Source organism: Erwinia sp. ErVv1 (assembly GCF_900068895.1).
In the GTDB taxonomy this organism is placed as follows: domain Bacteria; phylum Pseudomonadota; class Gammaproteobacteria; order Enterobacterales; family Enterobacteriaceae; genus Erwinia.
On sequence record NZ_CDPK01000018.1, the window covers coordinates 54,134 to 74,945 of the forward strand.

Genomic DNA, 20,812 nt, shown 5'->3' on the forward strand with positions numbered 1-20,812 from the left:
TTAGAACGTCCGAGAATCAGAGGAATCAAATGGCTCGTACAACACCCATTACACGCTACCGTAACATTGGTATCAGTGCACACATCGACGCCGGTAAGACGACCACCACCGAACGTATTCTGTTCTACACCGGTGTAAACCACAAAATCGGTGAAGTTCATGATGGCGCAGCCACCATGGACTGGATGGCGCAGGAGCAGGAGCGTGGTATTACCATTACCTCCGCTGCGACTACCGCTTTCTGGTCTGGTATGGCTAAGCAGTTCGAGCCGCACCGCGTTAACATCATTGACACCCCCGGACACGTTGACTTCACCATTGAAGTAGAACGTTCTATGCGTGTTCTCGACGGCGCAGTAATGGTTTACTGTGCGGTTGGTGGTGTGCAGCCTCAGTCTGAAACCGTATGGCGCCAGGCAAACAAATATAAAGTTCCACGCATCGCGTTCGTTAACAAAATGGACCGCATGGGTGCTAACTTCCTGAAAGTTGTTGGCCAGATTGAATCACGTCTGGGCGCAACGCCGGTCCCTCTGCAGCTGGCTATTGGCGCAGAAGAGAAATTTACCGGTGTTGTTGACCTGGTCAAGATGAAAGCCATCAACTGGAATGACGCTGACGCAGGCGTGACCTTCAACTACGAAGAGATCCCAGCTGATATGCAGGAACTGGCAGAAGAATGGCGCCAGAAAATGATCGAAGCCGCAGCTGAAGGTTCTGATGAGCTGATGGAGAAATTCTTTGGTGGCGAAGAGCTGACTGAAGAAGAGATCAAAGCTTCCCTGCGTAAGCGCGTACTGAACAACGAAATCATCCTGGTTACCTGTGGTTCTGCATTTAAGAACAAAGGTGTTCAGGCGATGCTGGATGCAGTAATCGAATATCTGCCGTCACCAACTGACGTGACTGCGATCAACGGTTTGCTGGATGATGGCAAAGATACTCCAGCCGTTCGTCACTCCGATGACGACGAGCCGTTTGCTGCGCTGGCGTTTAAAATTGCTACCGACCCGTTTGTAGGTAACCTGACGTTCTTCCGCGTGTACTCCGGTATCGTTAACTCCGGTGACACCGTGTATAACCCGGTTAAATCTGCTCGTGAGCGTCTGGGCCGTATCGTACAGATGCACGCTAACAAACGTGAAGAGATCAAAGAAGTTCGCGCAGGCGACATCGCTGCGGCGATCGGTCTGAAAGACGTGACTACCGGTGATACTCTGTGTGATCCAGACAATGTGATCATTCTGGAGCGTATGGAATTCCCTGAGCCGGTAATCTCCATCGCGGTAGAACCAAAAACCAAAGCTGACCAGGAAAAAATGGGTCTGGCTCTGGGCCGTCTGGCTAAAGAAGACCCGTCATTCCGCGTATGGACTGACGAAGAAACTAACCAGACCATTATCGCCGGTATGGGTGAGCTGCACCTCGACATCATCGTTGACCGCATGAAGCGTGAATTCAACGTTGAAGCGAACGTCGGTAAACCTCAGGTTGCTTATCGTGAAGCGATTCGCGCGAAAGTTACCGATATCGAAGGTAAACACGCCAAGCAGTCTGGTGGTCGTGGGCAGTACGGTCATGTTGTTATCGACATGTACCCACTGGAGCCGGGCGTTAACCCTAAAGGTTACGAATTTGTCAACGATATCAAGGGTGGTGTGATTCCTACTGAATACATCCCTGCGGTTGACAAAGGTATCCAGGAGCAGCTGAAATCAGGTCCTCTGGCTGGTTATCCGGTAGTTGATCTGGGCGTTCGTCTGCACTTTGGTTCTTACCATGACGTTGACTCCTCAGAGCTGGCGTTCAAACTGGCAGCTTCTATTGCGTTCAAAGACGGCTTTAAGAAAGCAACTCCAGTACTGCTTGAGCCGATCATGAAGGTTGAAGTAGAGACGCCGGAAGAGAACACCGGTGACGTTATCGGTGACCTTAGCCGTCGTCGTGGTATGCTTAAGGGACAGGAATCAAACGCTACTGGCGTTCAGATTCACGCTGAAGTTCCATTATCTGAAATGTTCGGATATGCAACTCAGCTGCGTTCTCTGACTAAAGGCCGTGCTTCATACTCGATGGAGTTCCTGAAGTATGATGATGCGCCGAACAACGTCGCTCAGGCCGTTATCGAAGCTCGTAGCAAATAAGCTACAGTTTTAAAATATTGATCCTATGCTCTCACCGCAGCGTGAGAGCATTAAAGTAAGGAATATCGTCGTGGCTAAAGAGAAATTTGAACGTAACAAACCGCACGTCAACGTTGGTACTATCGGACACGTTGACCACGGTAAAACTACCCTGACTGCAGCAATCACCACCGTTCTGGCTAAAACCTACGGCGGTTCTGCACGCGCATTCGATCAGATCGATAACGCGCCAGAAGAAAAAGCACGTGGTATCACCATCNACCGTTCTGGCTAAAACCTACGGCGGTTCTGCACGCGCATTCGATCAGATCGATAACGCGCCAGAAGAAAAAGCACGTGGTATCACCATCAACACCTCTCACGTTGAATATGACACCCCGACCCGCCACTACGCGCACGTTGACTGCCCGGGCCACGCCGACTATGTGAAAAACATGATCACCGGTGCTGCCCAGATGGACGGCGCGATCCTGGTTGTTGCTGCGACTGACGGCCCAATGCCTCAGACCCGTGAGCACATCCTGCTGGGTCGTCAGGTTGGCGTTCCTTTCATCATCGTGTTCATGAACAAGTGTGACATGGTTGATGACGAAGAGCTGCTGGAACTGGTTGAAATGGAAGTTCGTGAACTTCTGTCTGCCTACGACTTCCCTGGTGATGACCTGCCAATCGTTCGCGGTTCTGCACTGAAAGCACTGCAGGGCGAAGCTGAGTGGGAAGCTAAGATCATTGAGCTGGCTGAGCATCTGGATAACTACATCCCAGAGCCAGAGCGCGCAATTGANCTGCAGGGCGAAGCTGAGTGGGAAGCTAAGATCATTGAGCTGGCTGAGCATCTGGATAACTACATCCCAGAGCCAGAGCGCGCAATTGACAAGCCGTTCCTGCTGCCAATCGAAGACGTATTCTCCATCTCCGGTCGTGGTACCGTTGTTACCGGTCGTGTAGAGCGCGGTATCATCAAAGTTGGTGAAGAAGTTGAAATCGTTGGTATCAAAGATACCGTGAAATCAACCTGTACCGGTGTTGAAATGTTCCGTAAGCTGCTTGACGAAGGTCGTGCAGGCGAGAACTGTGGTGTTCTTCTGCGTGGTATCAAGCGTGAAGAGATCCAGCGTGGCCAGGTTCTGGCTAAGCCAGGCTCAATCAAGCCACACACCAAATTTGAGTCAGAAGTTTATATTCTGTCCAAAGATGAAGGCGGCCGTCATACTCCGTTCTTCNTTCTACTTCCGTACAACTGACGTGACCGGTACCATCGAACTGCCAGAAGGCGTTGAGATGGTCATGCCTGGTGACAACATTCAGATGATCGTTACCCTGATCCACCCAATCGCAATGGATGACGGCCTGCGTTTCGCCATCCGTGAAGGTGGCCGTACCGTTGGTGCGGGTGTTGTTGCTAAAGTTATCGCTTAATTGTCGAGACTTGCTATAGCGGCGTTTACGCCGCTATAGCAAAAAAGAGAGAGCACTTCGGTGCTCTTTTTTTTTGCCCTGGTGAAAGGACAGGGGGCCAGGATAGTGCGGGAAATCAACGATGTATTCTCTCACTGGTCGCAGGGGCGATAACTTTCCAGCGCCATTTCCCGCCGCCCCCGCCCCAGCTTTTCCCCCTTTGAACCAGAAACAGGTTGCTTTACGGGCTGAGCTACGTATAATGCGCGGGCCTGTCAGAAATGACGGCCCGGTTCAATCTGAACCGCAGGAGAGCGAATAGCGACCCTGACAATACTCCCAATTGGGGAGTTATGTGCAGACGATTACACTCCCCCATCAATCGTAATGGGTGCGGGTAGTAATTTTTTTCGTTTATAAATAATTGGAGCTCTGGTCTCATGCAGAACCAAAGAATCCGTATCCGTCTTAAAGCGTTTGATCATCGTCTGATCGATCAATCAACTGCGGAAATCGTTGAGACTGCCAAGCGCACTGGTGCGCAGGTACGTGGTCCCATCCCGCTGCCGACCCGCAAAGAGCGCTTTACCGTTCTGATCTCTCCGCACGTCAATAAAGATGCGCGCGATCAGTATGAAATTCGCACTCACAAGCGTCTGGTTGACATCGTTGAGCCAACTGAAAAAACGGTTGATGCTCTGATGCGTCTGGATCTGGCTGCAGGTGTTGACGTGCAGATCAGCCTGGGTTAATCAGGTCATTGAGCGATTGAGAGGTTGAAACAATGATTGGTTTAGTCGGTAAAAAAGTGGGCATGACCCGTATCTTCACTGAAGATGGCGTATCTATCCCAGTAACCGTGATTGAAATTGAAGCAAACCGCGTGACTCAGGTTAAGAGCCTGGAAAACGACGGCTACACTGCTATCCAGGTAACTGCCGGTGCTAAAAAAGCTAACCGCGTAACGAAACCTGAAGCAGGCCACTTTGCTAAAGCTGGCGTAGAAGCTGGCCGTGGTCTGTGGGAATTCCGTACCGCTGAAGGTTCAGAGTTCACCGTAGGTCAGAGCATTAACGTTGATATTTTCGCTGACGTGAAAAAAGTTGACGTTACGGGCACATCTAAAGGTAAAGGTTTTGCCGGTACTGTTAAGCGCTGGAACTTCCGTACTCAGGATGCTACCCACGGTAACTCCTTGTCTCACCGCGTACCGGGTTCTATCGGTCAGAACCAGACTCCGGGCAAAGTGTTTAAAGGCAAGAAAATGGCAGGCCAGATGGGCAACGAACGTGTAACTGTTCAGAGCCTGGACGTGGTACGCGTTGACGCTGAGCGCAACCTGCTGCTGGTTAAAGGTGCTGTACCCGGTGCTACCGGTTGCGACCTGATCGTTAAACCAGCTGTTAAGGCGTAAGGGGATAGCAATGGAATTAGTATTGAAAGACGCGCAAAGCGCGCTGACTGTTTCCGAAACTACCTTCGGTCGTGATTTCAACGAAGCGCTAGTACACCAGGTTGTTGTTGCTTATGCAGCAGGTGCCCGTCAAGGTACTCGTGCTCAGAAGACCCGCGCTGAAGTAACTGGTTCCGGTAAAAAACCGTGGCGCCAGAAAGGTACCGGCCGTGCGCGTGCAGGTTCTGTAAAGAGCCCAATCTGGCGTTCAGGTGGTGTGACCTTTGCTGCGAAGCCTCAGGACCACAGTCAAAAAGTAAACAAAAAGATGTACCGCGGCGCGCTGAAAAGCATCCTGTCCGAACTGGTACGTCAAGAACGTCTGATCGTTGTTGAGCAGTTCTCTCTCGAAGCGCCTAAAACTAAGCTGCTGGTAGAGAAACTGAAAGATATGGCGCTGGAAGACGTGCTGATCATCACTGGTGAGCTGGAAGAGAACCTGTTCCTGGCCGCCCGTAACCTGTACAAGGTTGACGTCCGTGATGCAGCAGGTATCGACCCAGTTAGCCTGATCGCCTTCGACAAAGTCGTTATGACTGCTGACGCAGTTAAGCAAGTTGAGGAGATGCTGGCATGATCCGTGAAGAACGTCTGCTGAAAGTCGTGCGCGCGCCGCACGTATCTGAAAAAGCGTCTGCTGCGATGGAAAAAACCAACACCATCGTTCTCAAAGTTGCTAAAGATGCGACCAAAGCAGAAATCAAAGCCGCTGTGCAGAAACTTTTCGAAGTGGAAGTAGAGGTTGTTAACACCCTGGTTGTTAAAGGGAAAGTTAAACGCCACGGACAGCGTACTGGTCGTCGTAACGACTGGAAAAAAGCTTACGTCACCCTGAAGGAAGGCCAGAATCTGGACTTCGTCGGCGGCGCTGAGTAAGTCGGAGGAGAAGAACAATGGCAGTTGTTAAATGTAAACCGACATCTCCGGGTCGTCGCCACGTAGTTAAAGTGGTGAACCCTGAGCTGCACAAGGGCAAACCATTCGCCCCGCTGGTAGAAAAAAACAGCAAATCCGGTGGCCGTAACAACAATGGTCGTATCACTACCCGTCATATCGGTGGTGGTCACAAGCAGGCTTACCGTATTGTTGACTTCAAACGCAACAAAGATGGTATCCCGGCAACCGTTGAACGTCTTGAGTACGATCCGAACCGCTCCGCGAACATCGCGCTGGTTCTGTACAAAGACGGCGAGCGCCGTTACATCCTGGCCCCTAAAGGCCTGAAAGCTGGCGACCAGATTCAGTCTGGCGTTGATGCGGCGATCAAAGCAGGTAACCCCCTGCCGATGCGTAACATCCCAGTGGGTTCTACCGTACACAACGTAGAAATGAAACCAGGCAAAGGCGGTCAGATTGCTCGCTCAGCTGGTGCTTACGTGCAGATCGTTGCACGTGAAGGTTCCTACGTTACCCTGCGTCTGCGTTCTGGTGAAATGCGTAAAGTCGAAATTGACTGCCGCGCGACCCTGGGCGAAGTCGGTAACGCTGAGCATATGCTTCGCGTTCTGGGTAAAGCCGGTGCAGCTCGTTGGCGCGGTGTTCGTCCTACCGTTCGCGGTACTGCGATGAACCCAGTCGATCACCCGCACGGTGGTGGTGAAGGTCGTAACTTTGGTAAGCACCCGGTTTCACCGTGGGGCGTTCAGACCAAAGGTAAGAAGACCCGTAGCAACAAGCGTACTGATAAATTTATCGTACGTCGCCGTAGCAAATAATTTTAGAGGATAAGCCATGCCACGTTCTCTCAAGAAAGGTCCTTTTATTGACCTGCACTTGCTGAAGAAGGTAGAGAAAGCGGTGGAAAGCGGAGACAAGAAGCCTTTGCGCACCTGGTCCCGTCGTTCAACGATCTTCCCTAACATGATCGGTTTGACCATCGCTGTCCATAATGGTCGTCAGCACGTTCCTGTTTTTGTTTCCGATGAAATGGTCGGTCACAAACTGGGTGAATTTGCACCGACCCGTACTTATCGCGGCCACACGGCTGATAAGAAAGCCAAGAAACGCTAAGGCAGGAGGAAGAGATGGAAACTATCGCTAAACATCGCCACGCTCGTTCTTCTGCGCAGAAGGTTCGCCTGGTAGCAGATCTTGTACGCGGTAAGAAAGTGTCGCAGGCTCTGGACATTTTGACCTACACCAATAAGAAAGCGGCTGTACTGGTCAAAAAAGTTCTGGAATCTGCCATTGCTAACGCCGAACACAACGATGGCGCTGACATTGATGATCTGAAAATCACGAAAATCTTCGTTGATGAAGGCCCTAGCATGAAGCGCATTATGCCGCGTGCAAAAGGTCGTGCAGATCGCATCCTGAAGCGCACCAGCCACATTACTGTGGTTGTGTCCGATCGCTGAGACTCTGGAGACTAGCAATGGGTCAGAAAGTACATCCTAATGGTATTCGCCTGGGTATTGTTAAACCCTGGAACTCTACCTGGTTCGCAAATACCAAAGAATTCGCTGACAACCTGGACAGCGACTTTAAAGTACGTCAGTTTTTGACTAAAGAACTGGCAAAAGCGTCCGTATCTCGTATCGTTATCGAGCGCCCGGCTAAGAGCATTCGTGTGACCATTCACACCGCTCGCCCTGGTATCGTTATCGGTAAGAAAGGCGAAGACGTAGAAAAACTGCGCAAGGTCGTAGCTGATATCGCTGGCGTACCTGCACAGATCAATATCGCCGAAGTCCGTAAACCGGAACTGGACGCTAAATTGGTTGCTGACAGCATCACTTCACAGCTGGAGCGTCGTGTGATGTTCCGTCGTGCTATGAAGCGTGCAGTACAGAACGCAATGCGTCTGGGCGCTAAAGGGATCAAAGTTGAAGTTAGTGGCCGTCTGGGCGGTGCTGAAATCGCGCGTACCGAATGGTACCGTGAAGGCCGCGTGCCGTTGCACACCCTGCGTGCTGACATTGACTACAACACCTCTGAAGCGCACACCACTTACGGTGTAATCGGCGTTAAGGTATGGATCTTCAAAGGCGAGATCCTGGGTGGTATGGCTGCTGTTGAACAACCGGAACCGGCTGCTCAACCTAAAAAGCAGCAGCGTAAAGGCCGTAAGTAAGGAGAGTCGCTGATGTTACAACCAAAGCGTACAAAATTCCGTAAAATGCACAAAGGCCGCAACCGTGGTCTGGCTGCCGGCACGGATGTTAGCTTCGGTACTTTCGGTCTGAAAGCTGTTGGCCGTGGTCGTCTGACCGCTCGTCAGATCGAAGCAGCACGTCGTGCTATGACCCGTGCAGTTAAGCGTCAAGGTAAAATTTGGATCCGCGTATTCCCGGACAAACCAATTACCGAGAAGCCACTTGAAGTGCGTATGGGTAAAGGTAAAGGTAACGTTGAGTATTGGGTTGCCTTGATCCAGCCTGGTAAAGTCCTGTATGAAATGGACGGCGTGCCGGAAGAGCTGGCCCGTGAAGCATTCAAGCTGGCAGCAGCAAAACTGCCTATCAAAACCACCTTTGTAACTAAGACGGTGATGTAATGAAAGCAACAGAGCTGCGTGAAAAAAGCGTTGAAGAGCTTAACACTGAGCTGCTTAACCTTCTGCGTGAGCAGTTTAATCTGCGCATGCAGGCGGCATCAGGCCAGCTTCAACAGACTCATCTGTTGAAGAATGTGCGCCGTGATGTCGCGCGCGTTAAGACTTTACTGACTGAGAAGGCGGGTGCGTAATGACCGATAAAATCCGTACTCTGCAAGGTCGTGTGACTAGCAACAAAATGGAGAAATCCATCGTTGTCGCTATCGAACGTTTTGTGAAACACCCTATCTACGGTAAGTTCATCAAGCGTACGACTAAACTGCACGTACACGACGAGAACAACGAATGCGGTACTGGCGACGTGGTTGAAATCCGCGAATGCCGTCCGCTGTCCAAGACTAAGTCCTGGACGCTGGTTCGCGTTGTAGAGAAAGCGATTCTGTAATAGAATTAGCCCTCTTAAAAAATAAGATAAACGGCTCGATTGAGCCGTTTATTTTTTCTACCCTTATGCGAGAAGCGGTGTTATAATGCTGCGCCCTCAATTATGGGGCTTTTAAACGACCTGAATCAGGTCCCGAAGTAGTAGTTGACATTAGCGGAGCACTAAAATGATCCAAGAACAGACTATGCTGAACGTCGCCGACAACTCCGGTGCACGTCGCGTAATGTGTATCAAGGTTCTGGGTGGCTCGCACCGTCGCTACGCAGGCGTAGGCGATATCATCAAAATTACCATCAAGGAAGCAATTCCTCGCGGTAAGGTTAAGAAAGGTGATGTGCTGAAAGCGGTAGTGGTGCGCACCAGGAAGGGTGTTCGTCGCCCGGACGGTTCTGTCATTCGCTTCGATGGTAATGCATGCGTTATTTTAAATAATAACAGTGAGCAGCCAATCGGTACGCGTATTTTTGGGCCGGTAACTCGTGAACTTCGTACTGAAAAGTTCATGAAAATTATCTCTCTGGCACCAGAAGTACTCTAAGGAGCGAAAAATGGCAGCTAAAATCCGTCGCGATGACGAAGTTATCGTGCTGACCGGCAAAGATAAAGGTAAGCGCGGTAAAGTTAAAAGTGTCCTGTCTTCTGGCAAGGTCATTGTTGAAGGTATCAACCTGGTGAAGAAACATCAGAAGCCGGTCCCGGCTCTGAACCAACCAGGCGGCATCGTTGAAAAGGAAGCTGCTGTGCAGGTTTCTAACGTTGCGCTTTACAACACTGCCACCGGTAAGGCTGACCGTGTAGGCTTTAGATTCGAAGACGGCAAAAAAGTCCGTTTCTTCAAGTCTAACAGCGAAACTATCAAGTAATTTGGAGTAGTACGATGGCGAAACTGCATGATTACTACAAAGACGAAGTAGTTAACAAACTCATGACTGAGTTTAGCTACAATTCTGTCATGCAAGTCCCTCGGGTCGAGAAGATCACCCTGAATATGGGTGTGGGTGAAGCGATCGCTGATAAGAAACTGCTGGATAACGCAGCAGCTGACTTAGCAGCAATCTCCGGTCAAAAGCCGTTTATCACCAAAGCACGCAAATCAGTTGCAGGCTTCAAAATCCGTCAGGGCTATCCGATCGGCTGTAAAGTGACTCTGCGTGGCGAGCGCATGTGGGAGTTCTTTGAGCGTCTGATTTCTATTGCTGTTCCACGTATCCGTGACTTCCGTGGCTTGTCCGCTAAGTCATTCGACGGCCGTGGTAACTACAGCATGGGCGTTCGTGAGCAGATCATCTTCCCAGAAATCGACTATGACAAGGTCGATCGCGTTCGTGGTTTGGATATTACCATTACCACTACTGCGAAATCTGACGATGAAGGCCGTGCTCTGCTGGCTGCCTTTGACTTCCCGTTCCGCAAGTAAGGTAGGGTTACTTCATGGCTAAGCAATCGATGAAGGCACGCGAAGTCGTTCGCGTAAAACTGGCTGATAAATACCGCGCAAAACGCGAGGAATTGAAAGCTATCATCTCTAGTGTGAACTCATCCGACGAAGAACGTTGGAATGCTGTTCTTAAGCTGCAGACTCTGCCGCGTGATTCCAGCCCGTCCCGTCAGCGTAACCGCTGCCGCCAAACTGGTCGTCCGCATGCTTTCCTGCGGAAGTTCGGGTTGAGCCGTATCAAGGTCCGTGAAGCCGCAATGCGCGGTGAGATCCCGGGTCTTAAAAAGGCTAGCTGGTAATTGTCACCAATTGAATCACGGGAGTAAAGACAGATGAGCATGCAAGATCCGATCGCGGATATGCTGACCCGTATCCGTAACGGTCAATCCGCGAATAAAGTAGCGGTCACCATGCCTTCCTCCAAGCTGAAAGTGGCAATCGCCAACGTGCTGAAGGAAGAAGGATATATTGAAGAATTTAAAATCGAAGGCGACACCAAGCCAGAACTGGAACTGACTCTTAAGTATTTCCAGGGCAAGGCAGTGGTAGAAAGCATTCAGCGTGTTAGTCGTCCAGGTCTGCGCATCTACAAACGCAAAGACGAGCTGCCAAAAGTTATGGCAGGACTGGGTATCGCTGTTATTTCTACCTCTAAAGGTGTCATGACCGATCGTGCAGCGCGCCAGGCTGGTCTTGGTGGCGAAATTATCTGCTACGTAGCTTAACGGAGGAAAGAATGTCTCGTGTTGCTAAAGCACCTGTCGTCATTCCTGCCGGCGTAGAGATAAAACTCGACGGTCAGGTTATTTCGATTAAAGGTAAAAACGGCGAGCTGACTCGTACTATCAACAAAGCTGTAGAAGTTAAGCATGCTGACAACACCCTGACTTTCGCTCCACGCGAAGGTTTTGCGGATGGTTGGGCGCAGGCTGGTACTTCTCGTGCACTGCTGAATGGTATGGTTATCGGTGTTACCGAAGGCTTCTCTAAGAAGTTGCAGCTGGTTGGTGTAGGTTATCGTGCGGCCGTTAAAGGCAACTCCGTGAGTTTAGCTCTTGGCTTCTCTCACCCTGTTGACCACGAGCTGCCAGCGGGAATCACTGCTGAATGTCCTTCTCAGACTGAAATCGTGCTCAAGGGCGCTGATAAGCAGCTGATTGGACAAGTTGCAGCTGATATACGCGCCTACCGTCGTCCTGAGCCTTATAAAGGCAAGGGTGTTCGTTACGCCGACGAAGTCGTGCGTACCAAAGAGGCTAAGAAGAAGTAAGGTAACACTATGGATAAGAAATCTGCTCGTATCCGTCGTGCGACCCGCGCACGCCGCAAGCTCAAAGAGCTGGGTGCAACTCGCCTGGTGGTACATCGTACCCCGCGTCATATTTACGCACAGGTAATTGCATCAAATGGCTCTGAAGTCCTGGTCGCTGCTTCTACAGTAGAAAAAGCAATCAGTGAGCAACTGAAGTACACAGGAAACAAAGACGCCGCTGCAGCTGTTGGTAAAGCAGTTGCTGAGCGCGCAATCGAAAAAGGCATCACTGGTGTTTCTTTCGACCGCTCTGGTTTCCAATATCATGGTCGTGTCCAGGCACTGGCAGATGCTGCCCGTGAAGCTGGCCTACAGTTCTAAGGTAGAGGTGTAAGATGGCACACATCGAAAAACAAGCTGGCGAACTGCAGGAAAAGCTGATCGCGGTAAATCGCGTATCTAAAACCGTAAAAGGTGGTCGTATTTTCTCCTTCACTGCTCTGACAGTGGTAGGTGACGGTAACGGTCGCATCGGTTTTGGTTACGGTAAAGCGCGTGAAGTTCCAGCAGCGATCCAGAAAGCGATGGAAAAAGCTCGTCGCAATATGATTAACGTCGCGCTGAACAACGGCACCCTGCAGCACCCTGTTAAGGGCGTGCACACGGGTTCTCGCGTGTTCATGCAGCCGGCTTCTGAAGGTACCGGTATCATTGCCGGTGGTGCAATGCGCGCCGTTCTGGAAGTCGCTGGGGTTCATAACGTTCTGGCTAAAGCCTATGGTTCCACTAACCCGATTAACGTGGTTCGTGCAACGCTGGATGGCCTGGGCAATATGAGTTCTCCAGAAATGGTCGCTGCCAAGCGTGGTAAATCCGTTGAAGACATTCTGGGATAATTGACCATGGCTAAGACTATTAAAATTACTCAAACCCGTAGTGCAATCGGTCGTCTGCCAAAACACAAGGCAACGCTGCTTGGCCTGGGTCTGCGTCGTATTAACCACACCGTAGAGCGTGAAGACACGCCAGCAGTACGCGGCATGGTTAACGCGATTTCCTACATGGTTAAAGTGGAGGAGTAACAGATGCGTTTAAATACTCTGTCTCCGGCCGAAGGGTCTAAACACGCTGCGAAGCGTGTAGGTCGTGGTATCGGTTCTGGCCTCGGCAAGACCGCTGGTCGTGGTCACAAAGGTCAGAACTCACGTTCTGGCGGTGGCGTACGTCGCGGTTTCGAAGGTGGCCAGATGCCTCTGTACCGTCGTCTGCCTAAGTTCGGCTTCACCTCACGTAAAGCTATGGTTACGGCAGAAGTTCGTCTGTCTGACCTGGCGCGAGTTGAAGGCGGCATCGTCGACCTGAACACGCTGAAAGCTGCCAACATTGTCGGTATTCAGATTGAGTTCGCTAAGATTATCCTGTCTGGCGAAGTCGCTGCACCGGTTACGGTTCGTGGTCTGCGTGTCACTAAAGGCGCACGTGCTGCAATCGAAGCTGCTGGCGGTACAATTGAGGAATAAGTAGCAGATGGCTAAGCAACCAGGATTAGATTTTCAAAGTGCCAAAGGTGGTTTTGGTGAACTGAAACGCAGACTTCTGTTTGTGATTGGTGCACTAATTGTTTTCCGCATTGGCTCTTTTATTCCAATCCCTGGTATCGATGCCACTGTACTTGCCAAACTGCTTGAGCAACAGCGTGGCACCATCATTGAAATGTTTAACATGTTCTCTGGTGGTGCTCTGAGCCGTGCTTCTATCTTTGCCCTGGGTATTATGCCGTACATTTCGGCCTCTATTATTATCCAGCTGCTGACGGTGGTTCATCCAGCGTTAGCAGAAATTAAGAAAGAAGGGGAGGCTGGTCGTCGCAAGATTAGCCAGTACACCCGCTACGGTACTCTGGTATTAGGTATATTTCAGTCGGTCGGTATTGCTACCGGTTTACCGAATATGCCTGGAATGCAGGGCCTGGTATTAAACCCAGGCTTTGCTTTCTACTTCACTGCTGTTGTTAGCCTGGTCACCGGAACAATGTTCCTGATGTGGCTGGGTGAACAGATAACTGAACGAGGTATCGGTAACGGTATCTCAATCATTATCTTCGCGGGTATTGTTGCGGGATTGCCGCCGGCCATTGGCCATACCATCGAGCAAGCACGGCAAGGCGACCTGCACTTCCTCCTGTTGCTGTTGGTTGCAGTTCTCGTATTTGCAGTGACCTTCTTCGTTGTTTTCGTTGAGCGTGGTCAACGCCGCATTGTGGTGAACTATGCGAAACGTCAGCAAGGCCGTCGAGTCTATGCTGCACAGAGCACACATTTACCACTGAAAGTGAATATGGCCGGGGTTATCCCAGCAATCTTTGCTTCCAGTATCATTCTGTTTCCGGCCACGATTGCATCATGGTTCGGTGGCGGTACCGGTTGGAACTGGCTGACAACTATTTCAATGTATTTGCAGCCCGGACAGCCGCTTTATGTGTTACTCTATGCGACTGCAATCATCTTCTTCTGTTTCTTTTATACCGCGTTGGTTTTCAACCCACGTGAAACAGCAGATAACCTGAAGAAGTCTGGTGCATTTGTTCCAGGAATTCGTCCGGGAGAACAGACGGCGAAGTATATTGATAAAGTAATGACACGCCTGACTCTGGTTGGTGCGCTCTACATTACCTTTATCTGCCTGATCCCGGAGTTCATGCGTGATGCGATGAAAGTTCCATTCTACTTCGGCGGTACATCGCTGCTGATTGTAGTCGTTGTCATCATGGACTTTATGGCTCAAGTGCAAACTCTGATGATGTCCAGTCAATATGAGTCTGCATTGAAGAAAGCAAACCTGAAAGGCTACGGCCGTTAATCAGGCGCTTGAGAAGTTACGGAGAGTAAAAATGAAAGTTCGTGCTTCCGTCAAGAAATTATGTCGTAACTGCAAAATCGTCCGTCGTGATGGTGTCGTACGTGTGATTTGCAGCGCCGAGCCTAAGCATAAACAGCGTCAAGGCTGATTATTCGCATATTTTTCTTGCAAAGTCGGGTTGAGCTGGCTAGATTAGCCAGCCAATCTTTTGTATGTCTATGCGTTTCCCATTTGAGTATCCTGAAAACGGGCTTTTCGGCATGGGACGCATATTTGAATAGTAGGAGTGCATAGTGGCCCGTATAGCAGGCATTAACATTCCTGATCATAAACATACCGTTATCGCGTTAACTGCAATTTTCGGTATCGGCAAGACCCGCTCACAGGCTATCTGTGCATCAACGGGTATTGCAGAAAATGTTAAGATCAGTGAGCTGTCTGAAGAGCAAATCGATATTCTGCGTGATGCAGTATCAAAATTTGTTGTTGAAGGCGATCTGCGTCGTGAAGTCACCCTGAGCATCAAGCGTCTTATGGACCTTGGTTGCTATCGTGGTTTACGTCATCGTCGTGGTCTTCCAGTGCGCGGTCAGCGTACCAAGACCAACGCACGTACCCGCAAGGGTCCGCGTAAACCGATCAAGAAATAATCGGGGTGATTGAATAATGGCAAAGGCACCAGTTCGTGCACGTAAGCGTGTAAGAAAGCAAGTCTCTGATGGCGTGGCTCATGTCCATGCGTCTTTTAACAACACCATCGTGACTATTACCGATCGTCAGGGTAATGCGTTGGGTTGGGCAACAGCCGGTGGTTCCGGTTTCCGTGGTTCTCGTAAGTCGACTCCGTTTGCAGCTCAGGTTGCTGCTGAACGCTGTGCTGACGCCGTGAAAGAGTACGGTATTAAGAACCTGGAAGTTATGGTTAAGGGTCCAGGTCCAGGCCGCGAGTCTACGATTCGTGCTCTGAACGCTGCTGGTTTCCGCATCACGAATATTACTGATGTGACTCCGATCCCTCACAACGGTTGTCGTCCGCCGAAAAAACGTCGCGTATAACGCCCGTTTTTTAGGAATGTTGGAGAAAGAAAATGGCAAGATATTTGGGTCCTAAGCTCAAGCTGAGCCGTCGCGAAGGTACAGACCTCTTTTTGAAGTCTGGTGTTCGCGCGATTGATACCAAGTGTAAGATTGAACAAGCTCCTGGTCAGCACGGTGCGCGTAAACCGCGTCTGTCTGATTATGGCGTACAGTTACGTGAAAAGCAGAAAGTTCGTCGTATCTACGGCGTGCTGGAGCGTCAGTTCCGTAACTATTATAAAGAAGCTGCACGTCTGAAAGGCAACACGGGTGAAAACCTGTTAGCTCTGCTGGAAGGTCGTCTGGACAACGTTGTTTATCGTATGGGCTTTGGCGCCACTCGTGCAGAAGCACGCCAGCTGGTTAGCCACAAATCTATCATGGTAAATGGCCGCGTTGTTAGCATCGCTTCTTATCAGGTAACTCCGAATGACGTTGTTAGCATCCGTGAGAAAGCCAAAAAGCAGTCTCGCGTGAAAGCCGCTCTGGAGCTGGCTGAACAGCGTGAAAAGCCAACCTGGCTGGAAGTTGATGCAACTAAGATGGAAGGTGTGTTCAAGCGTATTCCTGAACGTACCGATCTGTCTGCGGACATTAACGAACACCTGATCGTCGAGCTTTACTCCAAGTAAAGCTTAGTACCAAAGAGAGGACACAATGCAGGGTTCTGTGACAGAGTTTCTAAAACCGCGCCTGGTAGATATCGAGCAAGTGAGTTCGACGCACGCCAAGGTGACCCTTGAGCCTTTAGAGCGTGGCTTTGGCCATACTCTTGGTAACGCACTGCGCCGTATTCTGCTTTCATCAATGCCGGGTTGCGCGGTGACCGAGGTTGAAATTGATGGTGTACTACATGAGTACAGCACCAAAGAGGGCGTACAGGAAGATATCCTGGAAATCCTGCTCAACCTGAAAGGGCTGGCGGTAAGAGTTCAGGGGAAAGATGAAGTTGTTCTTACTCTGAATAAATCTGGCATTGGCCCTGTGACTGCAGCCGATATCACCCATGATGGTGATGTCGAAATCGTCAAGCCGCAGCACGTGATCTGCCATCTGACCGATGAAAACGCTGCTATCAGCATGCGTATCAAAGTTCAGCGTGGTCGTGGTTATGTGCCGGCTTCTGCCCGAATTCATTCGGAAGAAGATGAGCGCCCGATCGGTCGTCTGTTAGTCGACGCCTGTTACAGCCCTGTAGAGCGTATCGCCTACAATGTTGAAGCAGCGCGTGTTGAACAGCGTACTGACCTGGACAAGCTGGTCATCGAAATGGAAACCAACGGCACTATTGATCCTGAAGAAGCGATCCGCCGTGCGGCAACCATCCTGGCAGAACAACTCGAAGCTTTCGTTGACTTACGTGATGTACGTCAGCCGGAAGTGAAAGAAGAGAAACCAGAATTCGATCCGATCCTGCTGCGCCCTGTTGACGATCTGGAATTGACTGTCCGCTCTGCTAACTGCCTTAAGGCAGAAGCTATCCACTACATCGGTGATCTGGTACAGCGTACTGAGGTTGAGCTGCTTAAAACGCCTAACCTTGGTAAAAAATCTCTTACCGAGATTAAAGATGTGCTGGCTTCTCGTGGTTTGTCTCTGGGCATGCGCCTGGAAAACTGGCCGCCCGCTAGCATTGCTGATGAATAACCCGATCACAGGTTAAGGTTTCACTGAGAAGGATAAGGTCATGCGCCATCGTAAGAGTGGTCGTCAACTGAACCGCAACAGCAGCCATCGTCAGGCTATGTTCCGCAACATGGCTGGCTCTTTGGTTCGTCATGAGATCATCAAGACGACCTTGCCAAAAGCGAAAGAGCTGCGTCGTGTAGTTGAGCCGCTGATTACTCTTGCCAAGACCGACAGCGTAGCTAATCGTCGTCTGGCATTCGCCCGCACTCGTGATAACGAGATCGTGGCAAAACTGTTTAACGAGCTGGGCCCGCGTTTTGCGAGCCGTGCCGGTGGTTACACTCGTATTCTGAAGTGTGGTTTCCGCGCTGGTGACAACGCTCCGATGGCTTACATCGAGCTGGTTGATCGTCCAGAAGCTCAAGCAGAAGCTGCAGCAGAGTAATCTGCTGTATGTTGGAAAAACCGGGCTTGCCCGGTTTTTTTATGTCCGAAATTCCCCTCATCCTCTTCAAGCGTTATCCTTATATCTTCCCTTCCGTTACTGCGGGTGAATTATGTGGCTAATAGATCAGTTGGTTGAGCAGCACATTGCCGAAGCGCAAAAGAATGGTGAACTGGATGGTCTTTCGGGTAACGGCAAAAAGCTTGTACTGGATGACGACAGCCACGTTCCCCCCGAGCTGCGTGCAGCATATCGACTGATGAAAAATTCCGGTTATCTTCCACCAGAGCTTGAAATACGGCGCGAAGCGGTCGAGCTGGACCAATTACTGGCAGGACTTACACCCGATGATGACAGCTATGAGCAATGTGCAAAGCGGCTGGTTTTGCTGGAAATGAAACTCAGGCAGGCTGGGATGAGTACTGCATTTTTACAGGGCGATTATAGCAACCGTGTCCATCGACATTTTAAAGGAGAGGAGTGATGTTTAAAATTGGTCAGCTGGCCAAACTGGCCGATGTGACACCAGATACTATCCGCTACTACGAAAAGCAGCAGATGATGGATCATGAAATCCGTACTGAAGGTGGTTTTCGCCTCTACAGCGACAATGATTTACAGCGACTGAAATTTATTCGCTATGGGAGACAGCTGGGGTTTAGCCTTGAGGCAATACGTGAATTACTGTCGATCCGCGTGGATCCCGCGCATCATACCTGCGAGGAATCGAAGGGTATCGTGAAGAAACGTTTGTTGGAAGTAGAAGGGATGATTACTGAGCTACAGAATATGCAACGTTCGTTGAAAAGACTGAATGATGCGTGCTGCGGCACTTCACACAGTAGCCTCTACTGTTCGATCCTCGAAGCGCTGGAAAAAGGTGAAATTGCTGTAGTAGATTGATTTTTTATCCGGTGAGCTCTATATTCTTGCCGTTACTCATTAAGGAGCAAAAGATGTCAGGTTATCAACACAAAAAAGGTGTGATCCGCGATAATGCGATTGAAGCATTACTGCACGATCCTTTGTTTAAAGTCCGGATCGAAGTGAACCACAAGGGTAAGGGCAGCTTCCGGCGTAAAGACAAACACGCTAAAAAGGGTAACTGGGAGGCCAGTGGTAAAGAGAGCTTTACCACTGGCCTTCTGATTTTCCGGGCATAAAAAAACCGCCGTCGGCGGTTTTCTTAATAAGAAAGTCTTAATCAGGGCTGACCATTCTGCTGTTTCAGCAAATCGCGAATTTCAGTGAGAAGGGTTTCTTCGACACTGGGCTTCGGAGCGGGTTTTTCCACTTCCTTTTTCTTATGCAGTTTGTTCATCAGCTTGATAGCCATAAAGATGGCGAACGCGACGATAACAAAATCAAACACGGTCTGAATAAAAATACCGTACTGCATTACGACCGCGGGTGTATCGCCAACCGCAGGCTTAAGTACCCAGGCGAACGATTTGAAGTCCACTCCCCCGATTAAAAGACCCAGCGGTGGCATAATGATGTTTGCCACCAGTGAAGAAACAATTTTACCGAATGCCGCACCAATAATGACACCAACTGCCAGGTCGACAACATTGCCGCGCATGGCGAAATCACGAAACTCTTTGAATAAACTCATTGTTCTCTCCAATCCTTTACCAGATGATAAGTCTAACAAACGATCCCGTTTTTACCAGAATGAAGCGGAAAAATTTAAGCTGCCACCCCGGAGGGGGTGACAGTGAGAAGGCCGCTCGAACTGTCAGAGGAAAAAGGGACTAGGCTGAAAGAGCCTTTCAACATCTCCCACAAACTTTTTGTCCGTAAGGAACATGATAACGTGATCTCCCTGCTCAATGCGCAGGTTGTTATTGGCGATCATGACGTCATTGCCACGCACAACCGCGCCAATTAGCGTACCGGGAGGCAGTTTAATATCGTTGATTTCCCGCCCTACAACCCGGGAGGTTGTCTCATCGCCGTGAGCAATCGCCTCAATGGCTTCTGCTACGCCACGGCGCAGCGATGATACCCCGACAATATCAGCCTTACGCACATGCCCTAATAACGCCGATATTGTTGCCTGCTGCGGGGATATAGCGATATCTATGACGCTACCCTGAACCAGATCGACATAGGCCTTACGCTGGATCAGTACCATCACCTTTTTGGCCCCCATCTTTTTAGCCAGCATCGCTGACATAATGTTGGCTTCATCATCATTAGTGATCGCGATAAAAAGATCGATCTGATCGATGTGTTCCTCGGCAAGCAGTTCCTGATCGGACGCATCTCCGTAAAACACAATGGTATTCTGTAAGAGTTCAGCCAGCTCGGCCGCGCGTTGCTGATCGCGTTCAATCAGTTTTACGCTGTAATTTTTCTCAAGACGCAGGGCTAAACCGGAACCTATATTACCCCCGCCTACGATCATAATGCGCTTATAAGGCTTCTCCAGCCGCTGATACTCGCTCATCACCGCTCTGATATGCTGGCTGGCCGCAATGAAGAATACTTCATCCCCGGCTTCAACGATGGTTGAACCCTGAGGGCGAATGGGCCTGTCCTGGCGGAAAATCGCCGCCACACGCGTATCTATATGCGGCATATGATCGCGCATGACGGAAAGTGCATTCCCTACCAGGGGCCCACCGTAATACGCTTTGACTACCGCAAGGCTGACTTTGCCCTCAGCGAAATTTACCACCTGCAGTGCACCGGGATACTCGATTAGGCGGTAAATATTATCAATAACCAGCTGTTCGGGAGAGATCAGATGGTCAATTGGCACCGCTTCAGGAATGAAAAGCTTATCTGCATCACGGATATAATCCGGCGCACGTATGCGGGCGATGCGGTTTGGGGTATTAAACAGAGAATAGGCAACCTGGCAGGCGACCATATTCGTTTCATCAGAATTGGTTACTGCCACCAGCATATCAGCATCTTCCGCGCCAGCTTCACGCAGTACGCGCGGATGAGAACCATGACCCTGAACCACCCGCAGGTCGTACTTATCCTGTAGCTGGCGAAGGCGAATCGCATTAGTGTCTACGACCGTGATATCGTTATTTTCGCCTACCAGGTTTTCAGCGAGGGTACCACCCACCTGACCAGCGCCAAGAATGATTATTTTCATTATGCTTCAGTCTGATTGTTGGGGCCATTAAGGGCCACGTGGAATATCGCATGGCCCAACG

The 20,812-nt window shown here is 50.3% G+C and carries 34 protein-coding genes and 1 pseudogene; 33 read left to right on the top strand and 2 right to left on the bottom strand.

Annotation, left to right across the window (positions count from 1 at the left end):
* Positions 1-29 precede the first annotated feature (29 nt).
* From fusA to A1830_RS19350, 33 genes and pseudogenes are all read left to right on the top strand, one after another.
* Positions 30-2,144, top strand: a complete 2,115-nt coding sequence (gene fusA, locus A1830_RS19190) for an elongation factor G (protein WP_067709926.1) — start codon at positions 30-32, stop codon at positions 2,142-2,144.
* Positions 2,145-2,214: 70 nt separating this feature from the next.
* Positions 2,215-3,563: pseudogene (locus A1830_RS23040) on the top strand (elongation factor Tu).
* Between the two features lie 419 nt (positions 3,564-3,982).
* The gene (gene rpsJ / locus A1830_RS19205; protein ID WP_001181005.1) at positions 3,983-4,294 is read left to right on the top strand and encodes a 30S ribosomal protein S10; all 312 of its coding nucleotides are present in this window, start codon (positions 3,983-3,985) and stop codon (positions 4,292-4,294) included.
* 32 nt (positions 4,295-4,326) lie between these two features.
* Positions 4,327-4,956, top strand: coding sequence for a 50S ribosomal protein L3 (rplC, locus tag A1830_RS19210; RefSeq protein ID WP_067709929.1), 630 nt, complete (start codon positions 4,327-4,329; stop codon positions 4,954-4,956).
* A 10-nt stretch (positions 4,957-4,966) separates the two neighbouring features.
* Positions 4,967-5,572, top strand: coding sequence for a 50S ribosomal protein L4 (gene rplD / locus A1830_RS19215; RefSeq protein ID WP_056232449.1), 606 nt, complete (start codon positions 4,967-4,969; stop codon positions 5,570-5,572).
* The gene (gene rplW / locus A1830_RS19220) at positions 5,569-5,871 is read left to right on the top strand and encodes a 50S ribosomal protein L23 (protein WP_067709930.1); all 303 of its coding nucleotides are present in this window, start codon (positions 5,569-5,571) and stop codon (positions 5,869-5,871) included. The genes rplD and rplW overlap by 4 nt, the downstream gene beginning before the upstream one ends.
* 17 nt (positions 5,872-5,888) lie before the next feature.
* Complete coding sequence (rplB, locus tag A1830_RS19225; RefSeq protein ID WP_067709932.1) at positions 5,889-6,710, top strand: 50S ribosomal protein L2; 822 nt, start codon at positions 5,889-5,891, stop codon at positions 6,708-6,710.
* A gap of 16 nt (positions 6,711-6,726) precedes the next feature.
* The gene (gene rpsS, locus A1830_RS19230; RefSeq protein WP_013204132.1) at positions 6,727-7,005 is read left to right on the top strand and encodes a 30S ribosomal protein S19; all 279 of its coding nucleotides are present in this window, start codon (positions 6,727-6,729) and stop codon (positions 7,003-7,005) included.
* A gap of 14 nt (positions 7,006-7,019) precedes the next feature.
* Positions 7,020-7,352 carry a 50S ribosomal protein L22 gene (gene rplV, locus A1830_RS19235; protein ID WP_067709934.1) on the top strand — a complete coding sequence of 111 codons (333 nt, stop codon included), beginning with the start codon at positions 7,020-7,022 and terminating at the stop codon, positions 7,350-7,352.
* Positions 7,353-7,369: 17 nt separating this feature from the next.
* Entirely contained in the window at positions 7,370-8,068 is a 699-nt protein-coding gene (rpsC, locus tag A1830_RS19240) for a 30S ribosomal protein S3 (RefSeq protein WP_002919766.1), read from the top strand.
* Between the two features lie 12 nt (positions 8,069-8,080).
* Positions 8,081-8,491, top strand: coding sequence for a 50S ribosomal protein L16 (gene rplP, locus A1830_RS19245; protein WP_032116388.1), 411 nt, complete (start codon positions 8,081-8,083; stop codon positions 8,489-8,491).
* Positions 8,491-8,682, top strand: coding sequence for a 50S ribosomal protein L29 (gene rpmC, locus A1830_RS19250; RefSeq protein ID WP_024966580.1), 192 nt, complete (start codon positions 8,491-8,493; stop codon positions 8,680-8,682). Before rplP ends, rpmC begins: the two co-directional genes overlap by 1 nt.
* Positions 8,682-8,936 (top strand): 30S ribosomal protein S17, encoded by a 255-nt coding sequence (gene rpsQ, locus A1830_RS19255; protein WP_067709937.1) that lies wholly within the window; start codon positions 8,682-8,684, stop codon positions 8,934-8,936. The genes rpmC and rpsQ overlap by 1 nt, the downstream gene beginning before the upstream one ends.
* Positions 8,937-9,102: 166 nt before the next feature.
* On the top strand, positions 9,103-9,474 hold the full coding sequence (rplN, locus tag A1830_RS19260) for a 50S ribosomal protein L14 (RefSeq protein WP_004160583.1): 372 nt from the start codon (positions 9,103-9,105) through the stop codon (positions 9,472-9,474).
* 10 nt (positions 9,475-9,484) lie between these two features.
* Positions 9,485-9,799: a 50S ribosomal protein L24 gene (rplX, locus tag A1830_RS19265; RefSeq protein ID WP_067709938.1), complete on the top strand. Its 315-nt coding sequence runs from the start codon at positions 9,485-9,487 to the stop codon at positions 9,797-9,799.
* A gap of 14 nt (positions 9,800-9,813) precedes the next feature.
* The gene (gene rplE, locus A1830_RS19270) at positions 9,814-10,353 is read left to right on the top strand and encodes a 50S ribosomal protein L5 (RefSeq protein WP_067709940.1); all 540 of its coding nucleotides are present in this window, start codon (positions 9,814-9,816) and stop codon (positions 10,351-10,353) included.
* 14 nt (positions 10,354-10,367) lie between these two features.
* Positions 10,368-10,673 (top strand): 30S ribosomal protein S14, encoded by a 306-nt coding sequence (gene rpsN, locus A1830_RS19275; RefSeq protein ID WP_067709941.1) that lies wholly within the window; start codon positions 10,368-10,370, stop codon positions 10,671-10,673.
* 33 nt (positions 10,674-10,706) lie between these two features.
* Positions 10,707-11,099, top strand: coding sequence for a 30S ribosomal protein S8 (rpsH, locus tag A1830_RS19280; protein WP_067709943.1), 393 nt, complete (start codon positions 10,707-10,709; stop codon positions 11,097-11,099).
* Positions 11,100-11,110: 11 nt separating this feature from the next.
* Entirely contained in the window at positions 11,111-11,644 is a 534-nt protein-coding gene (gene rplF / locus A1830_RS19285) for a 50S ribosomal protein L6 (protein WP_067709945.1), read from the top strand.
* Between the two features lie 9 nt (positions 11,645-11,653).
* A complete protein-coding gene (gene rplR, locus A1830_RS19290; RefSeq protein WP_024966588.1) occupies positions 11,654-12,007 on the top strand; it encodes a 50S ribosomal protein L18 in 354 nt (117 codons plus the stop codon).
* Positions 12,008-12,021: 14 nt separating this feature from the next.
* A complete protein-coding gene (gene rpsE, locus A1830_RS19295) occupies positions 12,022-12,522 on the top strand; it encodes a 30S ribosomal protein S5 (RefSeq protein WP_067709948.1) in 501 nt (166 codons plus the stop codon).
* 6 nt (positions 12,523-12,528) lie between these two features.
* Complete coding sequence (rpmD, locus tag A1830_RS19300; RefSeq protein WP_024966590.1) at positions 12,529-12,708, top strand: 50S ribosomal protein L30; 180 nt, start codon at positions 12,529-12,531, stop codon at positions 12,706-12,708.
* A gap of 3 nt (positions 12,709-12,711) precedes the next feature.
* Positions 12,712-13,146: a 50S ribosomal protein L15 gene (gene rplO / locus A1830_RS19305; protein ID WP_067709950.1), complete on the top strand. Its 435-nt coding sequence runs from the start codon at positions 12,712-12,714 to the stop codon at positions 13,144-13,146.
* Positions 13,147-13,153: 7 nt separating this feature from the next.
* On the top strand, positions 13,154-14,485 hold the full coding sequence (gene secY / locus A1830_RS19310) for a preprotein translocase subunit SecY (RefSeq protein WP_067709952.1): 1,332 nt from the start codon (positions 13,154-13,156) through the stop codon (positions 14,483-14,485).
* 31 nt (positions 14,486-14,516) lie between these two features.
* Positions 14,517-14,633 (top strand): 50S ribosomal protein L36, encoded by a 117-nt coding sequence (gene rpmJ / locus A1830_RS21815; protein ID WP_020322760.1) that lies wholly within the window; start codon positions 14,517-14,519, stop codon positions 14,631-14,633.
* A 145-nt stretch (positions 14,634-14,778) separates the two neighbouring features.
* Complete coding sequence (rpsM, locus tag A1830_RS19315; RefSeq protein WP_067709956.1) at positions 14,779-15,135, top strand: 30S ribosomal protein S13; 357 nt, start codon at positions 14,779-14,781, stop codon at positions 15,133-15,135.
* A gap of 16 nt (positions 15,136-15,151) precedes the next feature.
* Entirely contained in the window at positions 15,152-15,541 is a 390-nt protein-coding gene (gene rpsK / locus A1830_RS19320) for a 30S ribosomal protein S11 (RefSeq protein WP_034899652.1), read from the top strand.
* A 32-nt stretch (positions 15,542-15,573) separates the two neighbouring features.
* Positions 15,574-16,194 carry a 30S ribosomal protein S4 gene (rpsD, locus tag A1830_RS19325; protein ID WP_004160561.1) on the top strand — a complete coding sequence of 207 codons (621 nt, stop codon included), beginning with the start codon at positions 15,574-15,576 and terminating at the stop codon, positions 16,192-16,194.
* A 25-nt stretch (positions 16,195-16,219) separates the two neighbouring features.
* Positions 16,220-17,209, top strand: coding sequence for a DNA-directed RNA polymerase subunit alpha (rpoA, locus tag A1830_RS19330; RefSeq protein WP_067709958.1), 990 nt, complete (start codon positions 16,220-16,222; stop codon positions 17,207-17,209).
* Between the two features lie 40 nt (positions 17,210-17,249).
* Entirely contained in the window at positions 17,250-17,636 is a 387-nt protein-coding gene (gene rplQ, locus A1830_RS19335) for a 50S ribosomal protein L17 (RefSeq protein WP_003850180.1), read from the top strand.
* A 112-nt stretch (positions 17,637-17,748) separates the two neighbouring features.
* Positions 17,749-18,120, top strand: coding sequence for a DnaJ family domain-containing protein (locus A1830_RS19340; RefSeq protein WP_067709960.1), 372 nt, complete (start codon positions 17,749-17,751; stop codon positions 18,118-18,120).
* Complete coding sequence (gene zntR, locus A1830_RS19345) at positions 18,120-18,539, top strand: Zn(2+)-responsive transcriptional regulator (RefSeq protein WP_067709962.1); 420 nt, start codon at positions 18,120-18,122, stop codon at positions 18,537-18,539. Before A1830_RS19340 ends, zntR begins: the two co-directional genes overlap by 1 nt.
* A gap of 53 nt (positions 18,540-18,592) precedes the next feature.
* The gene (locus tag A1830_RS19350; RefSeq protein WP_156485041.1) at positions 18,593-18,799 is read left to right on the top strand and encodes an alternative ribosome-rescue factor A; all 207 of its coding nucleotides are present in this window, start codon (positions 18,593-18,595) and stop codon (positions 18,797-18,799) included.
* Between the two features lie 41 nt (positions 18,800-18,840).
* Here A1830_RS19350 and mscL read toward each other — a convergent pair whose 3' ends face one another.
* Entirely contained in the window at positions 18,841-19,251 is a 411-nt protein-coding gene (mscL, locus tag A1830_RS19355; RefSeq protein ID WP_067709963.1) for a large-conductance mechanosensitive channel protein MscL, read from the bottom strand.
* A gap of 123 nt (positions 19,252-19,374) precedes the next feature.
* Positions 19,375-20,751 (bottom strand): Trk system potassium transporter TrkA, encoded by a 1,377-nt coding sequence (gene trkA, locus A1830_RS19360; RefSeq protein WP_067709966.1) that lies wholly within the window; start codon positions 20,749-20,751, stop codon positions 19,375-19,377.
* Between the last annotated feature and the right edge of the window lie 61 nt (positions 20,752-20,812).